The sequence below is a fragment of the Sphaerotilus montanus genome (assembly GCF_013410775.1).
In the GTDB taxonomy this organism is placed as follows: Bacteria; Pseudomonadota; Gammaproteobacteria; order Burkholderiales; family Burkholderiaceae_C; genus Sphaerotilus; species Sphaerotilus montanus.
This window is the reverse complement of sequence record NZ_JACCFH010000001.1, coordinates 1,649,516-1,663,758: the sequence shown is the minus strand read 5'-3', so window position 1 is coordinate 1,663,758 and position 14,243 is coordinate 1,649,516. Positions and strand designations below refer to the sequence as shown.

The 14,243-nt window shown below is 70.0% G+C and carries 13 protein-coding genes, 1 rRNA gene and 1 riboswitch; of the genes, 9 read left to right on the top strand and 5 right to left on the bottom strand.

All coding sequences use genetic code 11. The annotated features are described in order from the left end of the window. Positions 1-25 precede the first annotated feature (25 nt). Positions 26-139 (top strand): 5S ribosomal RNA (rrf, locus tag BDD16_RS07455). A 103-nt stretch (positions 140-242) separates the two neighbouring features. On the opposite strand, the gene pobA is transcribed toward rrf, so the two are convergent. Both pobA and BDD16_RS07445 read right to left on the bottom strand, forming a co-directional pair. Beyond that, positions 243-1,457 carry a 4-hydroxybenzoate 3-monooxygenase gene (gene pobA, locus BDD16_RS07450; RefSeq protein ID WP_179633363.1) on the bottom strand — a complete coding sequence of 405 codons (1,215 nt, stop codon included), beginning with the start codon at positions 1,455-1,457 and terminating at the stop codon, positions 243-245. 24 nt (positions 1,458-1,481) lie between these two features. Next, positions 1,482-2,267, bottom strand: coding sequence for an IclR family transcriptional regulator domain-containing protein (locus tag BDD16_RS07445; RefSeq protein WP_179633362.1), 786 nt, complete (start codon positions 2,265-2,267; stop codon positions 1,482-1,484). A 174-nt stretch (positions 2,268-2,441) separates the two neighbouring features. Here BDD16_RS07445 and BDD16_RS07440 point away from each other — a divergent pair, with 174 nt between their 5' ends. The 3 genes from BDD16_RS07440 (at position 2,442) to BDD16_RS07430 (ending at position 5,736) form a co-directional block, all read left to right on the top strand. Further along, on the top strand, positions 2,442-3,716 hold the full coding sequence (locus tag BDD16_RS07440; protein WP_218897731.1) for a DUF445 domain-containing protein: 1,275 nt from the start codon (positions 2,442-2,444) through the stop codon (positions 3,714-3,716). A 42-nt stretch (positions 3,717-3,758) separates the two neighbouring features. Continuing rightward, positions 3,759-4,895 (top strand): iron-containing alcohol dehydrogenase, encoded by a 1,137-nt coding sequence (locus BDD16_RS07435; protein ID WP_179633360.1) that lies wholly within the window; start codon positions 3,759-3,761, stop codon positions 4,893-4,895. Between the two features lie 91 nt (positions 4,896-4,986). Next, the gene (locus BDD16_RS07430; protein WP_179633359.1) at positions 4,987-5,736 is read left to right on the top strand and encodes a hypothetical protein; all 750 of its coding nucleotides are present in this window, start codon (positions 4,987-4,989) and stop codon (positions 5,734-5,736) included. On the opposite strand, the gene BDD16_RS07425 is transcribed toward BDD16_RS07430, so the two are convergent. After that, complete coding sequence (locus BDD16_RS07425; protein WP_179633358.1) at positions 5,727-6,587, bottom strand: hypothetical protein; 861 nt, start codon at positions 6,585-6,587, stop codon at positions 5,727-5,729. The two genes, BDD16_RS07430 and BDD16_RS07425, sit on opposite strands and share 10 nt — an antisense overlap. 199 nt (positions 6,588-6,786) lie before the next feature. Between BDD16_RS07425 and BDD16_RS07420 the strand changes: the two genes are divergently transcribed. The 3 genes from BDD16_RS07420 (at position 6,787) to BDD16_RS07410 (ending at position 10,158) form a co-directional block, all read left to right on the top strand. Beyond that, complete coding sequence (locus tag BDD16_RS07420; protein ID WP_179633357.1) at positions 6,787-7,599, top strand: HDOD domain-containing protein; 813 nt, start codon at positions 6,787-6,789, stop codon at positions 7,597-7,599. 272 nt (positions 7,600-7,871) lie between these two features. Further along, the gene (locus BDD16_RS07415) at positions 7,872-9,455 is read left to right on the top strand and encodes a GGDEF domain-containing protein (RefSeq protein WP_180552395.1); all 1,584 of its coding nucleotides are present in this window, start codon (positions 7,872-7,874) and stop codon (positions 9,453-9,455) included. Between the two features lie 82 nt (positions 9,456-9,537). Next, entirely contained in the window at positions 9,538-10,158 is a 621-nt protein-coding gene (locus BDD16_RS07410; protein WP_179633355.1) for a glutathione S-transferase family protein, read from the top strand. 7 nt (positions 10,159-10,165) lie between these two features. On the opposite strand, the gene BDD16_RS07405 is transcribed toward BDD16_RS07410, so the two are convergent. Continuing rightward, positions 10,166-10,948 carry a sensor histidine kinase gene (locus BDD16_RS07405; RefSeq protein ID WP_179633354.1) on the bottom strand — a complete coding sequence of 261 codons (783 nt, stop codon included), beginning with the start codon at positions 10,946-10,948 and terminating at the stop codon, positions 10,166-10,168. A gap of 226 nt (positions 10,949-11,174) precedes the next feature. Continuing rightward, positions 11,175-11,247: riboswitch (SAM riboswitch) on the top strand. A gap of 56 nt (positions 11,248-11,303) precedes the next feature. On the opposite strand from BDD16_RS07405, the gene metX reads away from it, so the two are divergent. Further along, a complete protein-coding gene (gene metX / locus BDD16_RS07400) occupies positions 11,304-12,431 on the top strand; it encodes a homoserine O-succinyltransferase MetX (RefSeq protein ID WP_179636045.1) in 1,128 nt (375 codons plus the stop codon). Then, positions 12,428-13,012, top strand: a complete 585-nt coding sequence (gene metW / locus BDD16_RS07395; protein ID WP_179633353.1) for a methionine biosynthesis protein MetW — start codon at positions 12,428-12,430, stop codon at positions 13,010-13,012. Before metX ends, metW begins: the two co-directional genes overlap by 4 nt. Before the next feature lie 15 nt (positions 13,013-13,027). Here the strand turns inward: metW and BDD16_RS07390 are convergent, their stop codons facing one another. Next, positions 13,028-14,182, bottom strand: a complete 1,155-nt coding sequence (locus BDD16_RS07390) for a GGDEF domain-containing protein (protein WP_179633352.1) — start codon at positions 14,180-14,182, stop codon at positions 13,028-13,030. Positions 14,183-14,243: the final 61 nt, after the last annotated feature.

Sequence of the window (14,243 nt, the reverse complement as noted above, 5' to 3'; positions counted from 1 at the left end):
CTGACCCCTGAGCAGACCCTTTATGCCTGACGACCATAGCAAGTTGGAACCACCCCTTCCCATCCCGAACAGGACCGTGAAACGACTTAGCGCCGATGATAGTGCGCACCGCGCGTGTGAAAGTAGGTCATCGTCAGGCTTCTACACTGCAACCCCCTCTGATCTCAACGGTCAGAGGGGCTTTTGCTTTGGGGGAACGGATTTGAATATCCCGGGCGACCGCGATATTCCGAGCTCTCGATTCACTCCTCGAATGGCAGCCCCACATAGTTCTCGGCCAGCGAAGTCATCGCTGCGGTCGAGTGCACCAGGTAATCCAGCTCCGCGGTCTGCATCCGGTGGCCGAATTCACCGGTGTCTCCGGCGCCCGCCGGGAACTTGTGCAGCAGACTGGTCAGGTACCAGCTGAAGCGCTCGGCTTTCCAGACGCGGCGCAGCGCCTTGCGCGAATAGTCGTCAATCCCCGCGGTGCGCTTGTCGGCATAGAACTCCATGAAGGCGCGGCTCAGGTAGCGGACATCCGCTGCCGCCAGATTCAGCCCCTTGGCGCCAGTCGGCGGCACGATGTGGGCGGCGTCTCCGGCGAGGAAGAGCTGACCGAAGCGCATCGGCTCGGCCACGAAGCTGCGCAGCGGCGCGATGCTCTTCTCGATCGACGGACCGGTGACCATGTGTTCGGCGGCTTCCGGATCCAGGCGGCTTTTCAGTTCGTCCCAGAAACGTGCGTCGCTCCAGTCCTCCACCTTGTCCTGCAGCGAGCACTGCACGTAGTGCCGCACCCGGCTCTTGCTGCGCATGCTGCACAGGGCGAAACCGCGTGCGTGGTTGGAGTAGATCAGCTCGTCCGCCACCGGCGGCACGTCCGCCAGGATGCCCAGCCAGCCGAACGGATAGACCCGCTCGAAGTTCTGGATCCGCTCTTTCGGAATGCTGGCGCGGCACACGCCGTGGAAGCCATCGCAGCCAGCGATGAAATCACAGGCGAGTTCATGGCGCACGCCGTCGTGCGTGTAGCTCACCCGTGGTGTGGCGCTGTCGAAGTCGTGCAGTTGCACGTCCGCGGCTTCGTAGACGATCGGCGCACCGGAAGCGGCCCGTGCGTCCATGAGGTCGCGGGTGACCTCGGTCTGGCCATAGACCATCACGGTCTTGCCGCCCGTCAGCGTCTGCAGGTCGATGCGGTGGCGGGCGCCGGCGAAGGCCAGCTCGATGCCGCCGTGGACCAGCCCCTCCCGGTGCATGCGCTCCCCGACGCCGGCTTCGTCCAGCAGGTCCACGCACACCTGCTCCAGCACGCCGGCCCGGATCCGGCCCAGCACGTACTCGGCGCTGCGCGCTTCGAGCACCACGTTGTCGATGCCGGCCTTGTGCAGCAACTGGCCGAGCAGCAACCCTGACGGACCGGCGCCAATGATGGCCACCTGGGTGCGGTGCGGAATGGGGGTGGGCGTGGACATGGGAAAAGTCTCCAGGGGATGTCGCTACAAGAGCGGTTTGAGTTGTTCCTGCGCCTGCAGCAGCATCGGCAGGCAGCGGTCGAGCAGGTCTTCGATGCGCACACGCGCCGCGTGCACGCTGACGTTCATGGCCGCGACGATCTCGCCGCGCCGGTTGCGCAGCGGCACGGCCACCGTGCGCAGCCCGGGTTCGAGTTCCTGGTCCACCAGCGCATAGCCCTGGGCGCGGACGCGGGCCAGCTCCTCGCGCAGGCGCTGGCGGTCGGTCAGCGTGTGCACCGTGCGGGCGGGCATGTCCTGGCGGGCGAGCCAGGCGTCGAGTTCGGCGGTGGGCAGCCACGCGGTCAGCACGCGGCCGTTGGCGGTGCAGTAGGCCGGCACACGCGTGCCGGGCTGCAGCGTCGAGGAGACCACACGCCCGGCCGTCACCGCGGCGACGGCGATCACGTCGTCCCCGTCGAGCACGCCGGCCGAACTGGCTTCCTGCATCGCCATCGCGATCCGCTGCAGCTGTGGCTGGATCGCCCGCGGCAGCCTCGCCGAATGCATGTAGGACTGGCCGAGCCGCATCACCTTGGGGCTGAGCGAAAAATGCCGCTCGTCCTGCCGCGCGTAGCCCAGGTGCACCAGCGTCAGCAGGCAGCGCCGCACGGCCGCCCGCGTCAGCCCGGTGCGCACGGCGACCTCGCTGATCGTCAGCCGGGCGCGGTCCTGGTCGAAGGCCTCGATGACCAGCAGGCCTTTTTCCAGCGCGCCCAGCAGATCGCGGTCTGCGATGGTGGGGGCGGTGTCAGTGAGGTGGAGGTGCATGGGATTGCTCTGGATCAAGATTAGGGGCGGGTGCATCGCGTACCGCGATTGGTGCGGTATGCGCACATTGAATTGCAGTTGGTGCGTTATACGCACGATGCGCAGCGCTCCGTGCCGTTCACGCACAATCGCGCGGTTGTCACTGCTCTTGCCTCCGCTCCGATGCTGAACGCCTTGCCTGTCGACCGCGCAGCCCGTCTGCGCCAGATGAAGATGATGGCCCTCGCACTGCTGCTGGCCTGTGCGGCGCTGCTGACGCTCGCCCTGGCGCAGCACCGCGTCGGGGTGTGGGACTGGGTCGCCGCCTTTGCGGGTGCCGCGCTGGTCGGCGCGCTGGCGGACTGGTTTGCCGTGGTGGCGCTGTTCCGCCGCCCGCTGGGGCTGCCGTTTCCGCACACCGCCATCGTGCCGCGCAAGAAGGCGCAACTGGCCGACCAGCTCGGCGACTTCATCCGCGACCGCTTCCTCGACACGCCGATGCTGATCGCGCGGCTGCGTGGTTTCGACCCGATCCGCCGCCTGGGGGCGTGGTTGAGCCAGCCGGCGCACGCGCAGCGCCTCGGCGGGCACCTGCAGGGCGTGCTGGCCGAGGTGGTGGCCTGTCTGGACGATCCCCGCGTGCGCGATGCGGTGCAGCGCGCCGTGACTGCGCGGCTGGAAGGGCTCGACCTGTCCCGTTCGGCCGGCGATCTGCTGGAAACGCTGACGGCGCAGGGCCGCCACCAGGTGCTGTTCGGGCAGGCCTTGAAGGAAGCCGCCGACCATGTGGAGACCGAGCCGGTGCAGCACACCCTGTCGTCGATGCTGCTGGAGATCGCCGGGCGCGAGTACCCGATGCTGCTGCGCGGGCTGGCGATGATGGGCAAGCCGGAGGACTTCGGGCTCAAGCTCGGGGCAGCCACGGCGCGCGGGCTGGCGGGCTGGTTGCGCGAGGTGCACGACGACCCGCAGCACCCGCGCCGCCTGGCCTTCGACGCGGTGGTCGCCGAATGGATCGAGCGGCTGCGCACCGACCCCGACTTCGCCGCCCGCATCAACGAGGCCAAGCACCGCTGGCTGCACGCGCCCGAACTGCAGGCGCAGGTGCACGGCCTGTGGGACGAGCTGCGCCGCTGGCTCATGGACGATCTGGCCACGCCCGGCTCGCGCCTGAGCACGCAGATGGGCGTGGTGGCGCAGCGGCTGGGCGAGACGCTGGTCTCGGATGGCGCCTTGCGCACGGCGCTGCAGGAGCATCTGGAGTCGGCGGTCGAGCACCTGGCGCCCGCGCTGCGCGAAGGCGCTGGCGCGCACATCGCCCGCACGGTGCGCGACTGGCCGGACGCCGTGCTGGTGCAGGAGCTGGAGCTGGGCGTCGGGCGCGACCTGCAGTTCATCCGACTCAACGGCACGGTGGTGGGGGGCCTGATCGGGCTGGCCCTGCACGCGCTGGAGCGCGCGCTCGGGTAATCCTGTGCTGCGGCCGGCGCTGCGGCTGCCTAGGATGCGGGGATGTCGCTCATCCTCTACCTCACCCAGATCCAGATCGCGTCCGGCGCCGTGCAACTGCTCGCCGACGAATGTGCCCGCACCGGCATCACCCGGCCGCTGGTCGTCACCGATGCCGGCGTGCGCGCCGCGGGGGTGCTGCAGCCGGCGCTCGACGCGCTGCGCGACCTGCCCGTGGCCGTGTTCGACCAGACCCCGTCCAATCCGACCGAGGCCGCGGTGCGCGCCGCGGTCGAGGTCTACCGGCGGGAGGGCTGCGACGGGCTGGTCGCGGTGGGCGGTGGCTCCAGCATCGACCTCGCCAAGGGCGTGGCGATCGCCGCGACCCATCCCGGCCCGCTGACCACTTACGCGACGATCGAGGGTGGCTCGCCGAAGATCACCGCCGCCGTCGCCCCGCTGATCGCCGTGCCGACCACCGCGGGCACCGGCAGCGAGGTCGCCCGCGGCGCCATCCTGATCGTGGACGACGGCCGCAAGCTCGGCTTCCACTCCTGGCACCTGATGCCCAAGGCCGCCATCTGCGACCCGGACCTCACGCTCGGCCTGCCCCCGCTGCTCACCGCCGCCACCGGCATGGACGCGATCGCGCACTGCATGGAAACCTTCATGGCCGCGCCGTTCAACCCGCCCGCCGACGGCATCGCGCTGGACGGCCTCGCCCGCGGCTGGGCCCACATCGAGCGCGCCACCCGCGATGGCCAGGACCGCGAGGCGCGGCTGAACATGATGAGCGCGTCGATGCAGGGCGCGATGGCCTTCCAGAAGGGCCTCGGCTGCGTGCACTCGCTCAGCCACAGCCTGGGCGGCGTCAACCCGCGGCTGCACCACGGCACGCTCAACGCCGTGTTCCTGCCCGCCGTGATCGCCTTCAACGCCGCCGCCGAGTCGGTGCAGCGCGAGCGGCGGCTGGCGCGCATGGCGCACGCGATGGGCCTGTCCGGCGCGGACGAGATCGGGCCGGCGATCCACGCGATGAATGCGCGGCTCGGGCTGCCGTCCGGGCTGGCGGCGATGGGGGTGGACGCGACATTGTTCGACCGGGTCATCGCCGGCGCGCTGGCGGATCACTGCCACAAGACCAACCCGCGGCTGGCCGACGCGGCCGATTACCGGGCGATGCTGGAACAGTCCATGTGACACCTGGGGCGTGTCCGCACCATCCGCACGGACGGTGCAGGCGTGCACCGCCTGCGGCATGATCGATGGCATCTCCGCCACCCGCACGCCCATGACCGTTGCTGTCCGTCTCACCAGCCTGCACCGCCGCCGCCTGCGCGAAGTCTGGCGCTCCGCCGGCTGGCCGGCGCAGGACATCGTCGAAGCGGAACTGCTGGCCATGGGCCTGCTGGAGCGGCAGCACGATGCGGCGGGCCGCTGCACGCTGCGGGTGACCGATGCCGGCATCCAGACCCTGGCCGAATCCGCGGCACTCAACCGCGCCGCCCGCAGCGACCACGAGACGCTGGTCGAGCAGGTGGCACAGGCCATGGTCCGCGAGGGCCGCATCGCCTGGCGCGGGCTGTCGCTGCGGGCGCGTGTGGTGACCGGCGAGGTGGAGGGCTGGCAGATGGCGATGCCGGACGTGTTCTCGGTGCGCCACACCTCGGTGGCCGCCTATCTGCAACCGGTGGTGCACGAGATCAAGGTGCGCCGCGCCGACCTGCTGGCCGACCTGCGCCGGCCGGCCAAGCGCGCGGCCTACCTCGACATGGCCGGCGCCGTGGTCTACGTGCTGGCCGAGGGCATCGGCCGGGCCGACGAGGTGCCGCCCGAATGTGGCGTGATGGAGATGCGGGCCGGGGTGCTGGAGACGCTGCGGCCGGCGCCGGTGCGGGCCTTGCCACACGAAGCGGGCTTGCCCTTCGCCGTGTGGATGGCGCTGGCGCGTGCCACCCCCGTGCCCATGCCGGAGAGCGAGCAGCGCCGGCTGGGCGAGGACCTTTCGACGCTTCCCGACGACCTGCCGGATCAGGCGTGACCGGCCGCGGGCAGCAGCGTGCCCAGGCTGTTGCTCAGGGTGGACCACCACAGCACCCGCGGCGTGTGCGCCGTCGGGCCGAGGTGCGAGGCCGCCTGCGGCCGGCCGTAGCTGACACAGCTGCGGATCGGCAGGTGGTGGGTCCGCGCCACCCACAGCACGCCCTGGTGCGGCAGTTCGGGCAGCAGCTCCAGCGCCACCGGCGTGCCTGCGGCGCGCAGCCTCTCCAGGCTCTCGGCGACGATCTGCGGGTCGTGGCAGACGAGGGTGACATGGCGGGCGCGGCCTGCCACGCGGTCGACCATGCGGGCGAAGGCCTCGGCCGATGCGCGCCGGCCGGCCCCGGTCTCGGCGCGGCGCTCGTGCACGAGGCGCAGCCGCAGGTTCTGGCTGCAGGCCGTGTCGGCGTCACGCAGGCTGCGCTCGCGGTCGCATGACAGGGTCAGCCCCAGGTCGGGGTGGTCGGCGAGCAGGTCGGCGGTACAGGCCATCAGGGCGTCCGAGCGTTCCGGCGCGGGCATGTCCAGCGTGACCGGCACCGAGGCTTCACGCGCCGCCTGCAGCACTTCACGCAGCAGGAGCCGGTCGTGGCCGAGGGCGGCCACCTGCACCAGCAGGTGCGCATGTGCACGCAACCCGACCAGTGGCGCGAGGCTCGACAGCAACCGTTGCGCGATGCGGCGGGGTGTCTCATCGCACAGCGGGCGGTAGGCCACGGTCGCGCCAATGCGCCACCGTGCCAACCGTTCGGCGGCCAGCAGCACTTCGTCGAAGTGGATCGCGGAGCGACCGGGCACCTCGGCAGGAGGACGCTTGCGCAGCGTAGCAGGAGCAGCCAGGACAGGCATCATGGTGTTCATCCAGTCAAAACCGTCTCTCGGACGTGTCAAGGTTCACAGATTCGCACAGAACGTGGGGCATATTCCCATGCAGAGGGTCCGCTGTTCATGCGATTGAAAGGAACCCCACCCATTTCGAGCCCGTGGAGGGCCTTGCTGTGCTCTCAAGCCGGAAGAAATATTCAGTAACAATTGATTTGGAGCCTGCGCCATGACCCTGCCTGCCGATCTGCGCCGCCTGGAGGCCGATCTGCCCGCCTGTCCGCGGGTGCTGGTGGAGTTGCTGTCGCTGCTGGACGAGGCCTCGCCCGCCTCGGTGGCGGCGATGGCGGCGCTGATCGAGTCCGACATGGCGCTGGCGGCGGGGCTGGTGCAGACCGTCAACTCGGCGATGTTCGGCCTGCTGCGCCGGGTGGAGACGGTGGGTGAGGCCCTGCGTTACCTGGGCACCCGCGAAGTCGTGGCCATCGCCTACCAGACGGCCTTGCGGGCGGCGTTTCCCGCCACGCCCGCGATGGAGGGCCTCTGGCGCGACGCCGGGCGGGCCGGGCTGCTGATGGGGCGCAGCGCGAAAGCGCTCGGGCTGGATCCGCTGCAGGCCCACACGGCCGGTCTGTTCGCGCGCAGCGGCCAGGCGGTGCTGCTGGCGCGACTCGGCGCGCGGTATGAAGCGCTGATGGCCACTTTCGGGCACGACCTGCCGGCGCTGTGTGCGGCCGAGGGGCTGGCCTGCGGCGTGCACCACGCGGCCTATGGCAGCGCGCTGTGCGCTCGCTGGGGGCTGGCCGCACCCGTGGTGCAGCATGTGCGCGACCGCGTCCGGCCGTCGGCGGACTGGCTCGGCCATCCGCGGGCACTGCGGCGCCTGCTCGCGCTGGGGGCCGTCACCGAGGCGTTGCTGCAGGACGACGACTCGGCCGCGATGGCCGATGCGCTGGCGCAGGCCGGGGACTGTCCTGCGCCGGAACTGCTGGCCGCCGTGCAGCCGACCTGGCTGGCGTTGAAGGCGCTGCAGCCTGACTGACCGGCTCCGGCCGGCGAACATCTAGTCGTCTGCACGGGCGGATCGCCCAGGAAGTACGATTTGGTACCAGAAAAGCAAGGAATTTCATTTCCGGCGATGACCCTTGTCCATGGGGTCGAGAAGTGAAATATCTGGTAATTGTCAATTTCTGCGCAGGCTGCCGGGCTCGGGCGTTTCATACTTTCTGTCATTTTTCATGTTGCCGGCAATGGGGTCGAAGCTCGCGCCAGCGCAATGTTCATAGCACCAACAAGATGGATGATGGGGAACACATGATCGACCTGCCGAGCCTGGACGAACTTGACGCGACCTGCCGCGCCCTCTGGCGCACCGGTGCAGTCGGCGACTGCCGTCTGCAGGCCTTGCAGATGATCGCGCGGGCCAGTGCTGGCGACGATGTCCGGGCCCAGGCGCGTGGCTGGCTGCACCGGGCACGTTGCGAGCAGTTCCAGTCCGCCTACCTCGACATGCTGGAATCGGCCCGGCGTGCCATGGCCCTGCTGGAGGCGGGTGATTCGGACCGCGATCTCGTGCACGCCCGGGTACTGGCCTGCGCGGCGGCCACGGCGCTGAACCGCCACGACGAGGCCATCGAGGCCGGTCTGCTGGCCCGCCACCTGGCCGATGACGCCATGCACGCGGACGACCGTGCGCTTGCCGCCGAGGTGCTGGCCCAGGCCTTCTGGTGGTCGGGCCAGAATGAGGCGGCGCTGGACAGCTTCGACACGGCGCTGGCCCAGGCGCGTCTGCTGCCGGGCGCCGAATGGCCGGTCCAGCTGCTCATCCAGCGGGCGTGCGCCCAGGCCTGGCACTGCATTCGCCAGGATGAGCGCGAGACCGATGGCCCCTCCTGCCAGGCTGTGCATGCCACCGTGGCCGAGGTGCTTCGGTTGTGCGAATCCGCGCCCGGCGGGCTGCACGCCCTGGCGCAGCGGGCCGGACGCTTCCAGCTCGGCTGGGTGCAGGTGCTGCTGACCTGCTGGCGTGGCGAAGCCGAACGGGCCCGTGTCCAGCTGGCGTCCATCCGGCCGCTGACCCAGGACGAGCGCCCCTGGCTGGATCTGCTGGCGGTCTGGGCCGCGGCCGAGATCGCGCTGAAGCAGCGGGCGTGGCCAGCTGCCGAGGCGTCGGCCCGCCGGGTGTTCGACGAGGCCCACCGCCTGTCACACGAGGCGCTGGCCGAGCAGGGCGCCCGGCTGCTCACCAGCCTGCTGCTGGTGCAGGGCAAGCACGCGCTGGCGCTCGACGTCGCGCGGGAGTGCCAGCAGCGCCGTGTGGGTGGCCACGAGCGGGCGCTGCCCAGCCATGCCCGGCTGGCGCAGTTCCTGGCCACGGCCCGCGAGCGGGACTTGCGGCTGCGTACCCGGCTCAGTCTGCCACCGGACGACAGCCTGACGGGGCTGCACGCCCGCGGCTATTTCCTGCAACTGGCCCAGGAGATGCTGCGCACGATGGACCTGTCGCGGGCACGCTGCTCGGTGCTGCAGATCGGTGTGACCGGCCTGCATGCGCTGGCCGAGCGCCATGCACCGCTGATCCGCGACCGCGTGCTGTGTGCCGTCGCCCGCCTGCTGCGCGAAACCCTGCGCGCCGGGGATCTGCCCGCCCGCTGGACGCACGACGAATTTGCTGTCCTGCTGCACCGCTCGTCGGCCGACGACACGGCCCGGGTGTGCCAGCGCATTGCCGAGGCGGTGCTGGCCCACGACTGGTCGGCACTGACCGAGGGGCTGGCGGTACAGGTCAGCATCAGCCATGCCCAGGCGCGCCCCGGGGACACGATCGAGACCCTCATGCGGCGTTGCGAGGACGAAATGCGCGCCGGGCGTCTGCAGCACCGGCAGATTGCCGCCTGAGACACCGTTTGCACTTCGGCCAGAGCGGGCGGCTAGAATGGGCCAGGGACGTCCCCTCGAAAATCACATTCCACGCCTGCTCATGAAACTCATCGGCTCGCTCACCAGCCCTTATGTACGCAAGGTGCGCGTCGTGCTGGCAGAGAAGAAACTCGATTACAAGCTCGTGCTGGAAGACCCCTGGTCCGACCCGTCGAGCCTGAATGAAGCCAATCCGCTCGGGCAGGTTCCCTGCCTGATGCTCGAAGGTGGCGACACCCTGTTCGATTCGCGGGTGATCGTCGAATATGTCGACACGCTCTCACCCGTCGGGCGCCTCATTCCCGAAAAGGGCCGCGAGCGCGCCGAAGTGCGCACCTGGGAGGCGCTGGCCGATGGCTTGCTCGACGCTGCCGTGCTGGCGCGTCTGGAAACCACCTGGCCTGGCCGGGCGGAGTCCGAGCGCAGCGCGGCCTGGATCGACCGCCAGATGGGCAAGGTCCACGCCAGCGTGCTGGCACTGGGCCGCGGCCTGGAAGACCGTGCCTGGTTTGCCGGCCTCCATCCTTCGCTGGCCGACATCGCGGTGGGCTGTGCGCTCGGCTATCTCGACTTTCGCTTCCCGCAGATCACGTGGCGCGAGGAGCACCCCAATCTGGCGCGCCTGATGCAGAAGCTCTCACTGCGTCCGAGTTTCGCCAACACGCTCCCGCCGACGCCCTGACGCGGCCTCACTCCAGCGGCAGCGCCACTTCCACCACCCAGCCCTCCGGCCCCGGACCCATGGCCAGCCGGGCGCCGATCTCGGCGGCCTCGTGTTCCAGCCGGGCCAGACCGGTGCCGGTACCGACGAAGTCGGGCTGCTGCGCATGGCGCGCGGCACCGGCGCCGTGCCCGTCGTCGCGCACTGCCAGGGTCAGGTTCTGGCGCTGCCCGCGCAGCGCCACCAGGTGACAGGACATGGACACCCGGGTCGCATTCCGGGCATGTGCCACGGCATTGTCCAGCGCTTCCTGGACCACCCGCAGCAGGTGCAGCCGCTCCCGCGCCGACAGTCGCACCTGTTCGGCCTGCGGTGTCAGCTCCCAGTGCAGCCGGATTCCCCGTTCGGCCAGCACCGGCTGGAAATGGGTCTGCAGCCCCAGGAGTCCGTCGGCGAGCGAGGCCGGTTCGCTGCGCATCGCGTCGCGCATCAGGCGCAGCGAGAGCAGGGCCTGGGCCAGCTGGTGGTCGAGTTGCTGCAGCCGCGTGCTGGCGGGCATGCCGCTGCTGGTCTGCGCCATGGTGCGCGCGGTGAGCAGCTGCAGGCCGAGCCGGTCCTGCACTTCGCCGATCGAGGCGGATCGGTTCGGGGGGCTGCTGCCTGGCCAGCCACTGCTCGGCTCGAAGGGCCGCCGCCACTGGATCGGGGTCCAGCGGACCCACACCAGTCCCGCCACGGCCAGTGCCGCCACCGTGCACAGTGCCAGCAGCCAGGGGTCATTGGGCCAGTCAGGAGGGTAGAACAGAGTCACGACAGGGGCTGGAGGCAGGGGGTTGAGGGGCCTGGGCGTTCGGTGTCACCGACGTGGTGACGGACCGGACCAGGCTGTAACAATTGTGGTCAGCCCGGGCACTGGCTTCCCATCCCTGGCTCAAGGGACCCCGGTGCGGGCCGACCACCAGTCTCGGGGAGCCTGCCCACCCCGATTGCGCAGAGTCACGCACCCGCGCGCTGGTCTGCCGCGCCGCGCTACACTTGCCGACCACAGCGCCGATTTGGTCCGGATTGCGGGCGCTCTACAAATGCCGCTAAAGAGGGGCACCCGACGATCCGGTGACTGCCTCGGTGGCGGCGACCGGGTTTTATTCAGGAGCCACTCCATGTCGATGCCGGGTCCAGTCTCCGCGCAGCAGATGCATTTCGCCGAGCCCTTGCCGCTGCGCAGCGGCGCCGTGCTGCGCGACTACACGCTCATGTACGAGACCTACGGCACGCTCGACGCCACGCGCAGCAACGCCGTGCTCGTCTGCCACGCCCTCAACGCCAGCCACCATGTCGCGGGCGTCTACGCCGACCAGCCGAAGAACGTCGGCTGGTGGGACAACCTGATCGGCCCCGGCAAGCCGCTGGACACCGACCGCTTCTTCGTCATCTGCGTCAACAACCCCGGCTCCTGCTTCGGCTCGACCGGCCCGATGCACGTCAACCCCGACACCGGCCGCCCCTACGGCAGCGACTTCCCCGTCGTGACGGTGGAGGACTGGGTCGATGCGCAGGCGCGGGTGCTCGACCGGCTGGGCATCACGCAGCTCGCCGCCGTCATGGGCGGCAGCCTGGGCGGCATGCAGGCGCTGAGCTGGACGCTGCAGTACCCCGAGCGCATGCGCCACGCGCTGGTCATCGCTTCGGCGCCCAACCTCTCGGCGCAGAACATCGCCTTCAACGAGGTCGCCCGCCGCGCCATCGTCACCGATCCGGAGTTCCACGGCGGCCATTTCTACGCCCACGGCGTGGTGCCCAAGCGCGGCCTGACCGTGGCCCGCATGATCGGCCACATCACCTACCTGTCGGACGACTCGATGGAGGCCAAGTTCGGGCGTTCGCTGCGCGCGGCCGAGCTGTCGTATTCGACGCAGGAGATCGAGTTCCAGATCGAGAGCTACCTGCGCTACCAGGGCGACAAGTTCAGCGAGTACTTCGACGCCAACACCTACCTGCTGATCACCCGCGCGCTCGACTACTTCGACCCGGCGCGCGACTACGAAGGCAACCTGTCCTCCGCGCTGTCCCGCGCGCAGGCGAAGTTCCTGGTGGTGAGCTTCACGACCGACTGGCGCTTCAGCCCGCTGCGCTCGCGCGAGATCGTCAAGGCGCTGCTCGACAACCGGCGCGACGTCAGCTACGCCGAGATCGACGCGCCGCACGGCCACGATGCCTTCCTGCTGGACGATGCGCGCTACCACGGCGTGGTGCGCGCCTACTACGCCAACATTGCTGCGGAGCTGAACGCATGAGCCAGCGACAAGCCATGGAAATCATCGCCGCCCTGGTGCCCGAGGGCAGCCGCGTGCTGGACCTGGGCTGCGGCGACGGCGCGCTGCTGGCGCTGCTGCGCGACCGGCGCGGCTGCCGCGGCTACGGGGTCGAGCTGGACGACGCCAAGGTGCTGGCTGGCGTGCAGCGCGGCGTCAACGTGCTGCAGCGCAACCTCGAAGAGGGCCTGAGCCTGTTCGAGGACAACAGCTTCGACGTCGTGCTGCAGCTCGACACGCTGCAGAACCTGCGCAACACCGAGGCCATGCTGCAGGAAACCGCCCGCGTCGGCCGCATCGGCATCGTCAGCTTCCCGAACTTCGCGCACTGGCCGAACCGGCTGCAGGTGCTGCGCGGGCGGATGCCGGTGACCAAGGTGCTGCCCTACCAGTGGTACGACACGCCGAACATCCGCGTCGGCACCTTCGCCGATTTCCGGATCCTCGCCGAGAAGAACGGCCTGCGCATCCTCGACGCCTTCGGGCTGCACGAGGGCGAGATGGTGCGCCACGCCCCGAACCTGCGCGCCAGCACGGCGGTGTTCAAGTTCGAGCGGCGCTGAGCTGCGCCGGCGCGCTCAGTCCAGTCGGTCCGGACGGGTCGAGAGCAGGTCGGTGTCGAGGTCCTCGGCCACCACCAGCCGATCCCGCCCGAGGTGTTTGGCCTCGTAGAGCGCCAGATCGGCCCGGTGCAGCCAGGACGAGGCCGCCTCGCGGCCATTCCACTGCGCCACGCCCAGGCTGGCGGTGACCCGGCCGGCGGTCGGAAATGGCTGGCTGCGCAGCGCGGTCAGCAGATGCTCCGCCTGTGTGCGGGCACCGACCAGATCGGTGTCGGGCAGCAGGATCGCGAACTCCTCGCCGCCGAGCCGCCCGAGCAGGTCGGCGCGTCGGATCTGGCGCCGCATCCGGTGCGCCACCTCGCGCAGCACCACGTCGCCGACCCCGTGGCCGTGTTCGTCGTTGATGCGCTTGAAGTGGTCCAGATCGACCATCACCAGCGACAGCGGCTCGGCCTGCGCCTCCGCTTCGGACTGCGCGCGCAGCAGCCGGTCCATGAAGCCGCGGCGGTTGGTGGCGCCGGTCAGGCTGTCCTGCGTGGCCAGCCGGCGCAGCGCGCGCTGGTGCACGTCGACCGGGTTCACCACCAGCCGGCGCAGCATCAGGTTGAGCGCCAGGAACAGCACCACCACCAGCGCCGCCATGCCGGCGAGCTGGCGCCAGAAGGCCTCCAGCGCCCGGTGCATCGGCAGCTCCATCGGCATCGACACCAGCTGCAGGCCAGTGAGCGACGGGGTGCCGGCTGCACTCGGCGCCGTGTCGCGCAGCGAGCGCACGAAGGTCAGGCGTGCACTGGAGGCGCCGTCGTCCACCTGCAGCACCGTTTCGTCGGGATGGCTGCGCAGGCGGTCGATGACCGGTTGCAGCGCGGGATCCGGTGGCACGCTGCCCGACAGGCGCACTTCCGCGTACGCGTGGCCGGCGTAGTGGCGGTTCACCTGCGCCAGCAGACGGGCGTCGCTCTGGCTGTCCGGGTCCCAGAGGCCCGGCACGAGCATGTCGGCGGCATAGGCCCGGGTCGCGTCGACCGCCTGCAGGTGCAACTCCGCCTCGCGCCGTGCCGTGGCCAGCGCCTCGGTCTTCAGTCCCAGGTACGACACCCCTCCAATGGCCGCCATCGCCACCAGCGCCGCACCACTGAGCACCAGATTGATCCGCGTCTTGATTTTCATGGGGGGACCGTGTGTCACGCGTTTACGTATTGTTTCACACTGCGCGGTACCAGTGCATCGC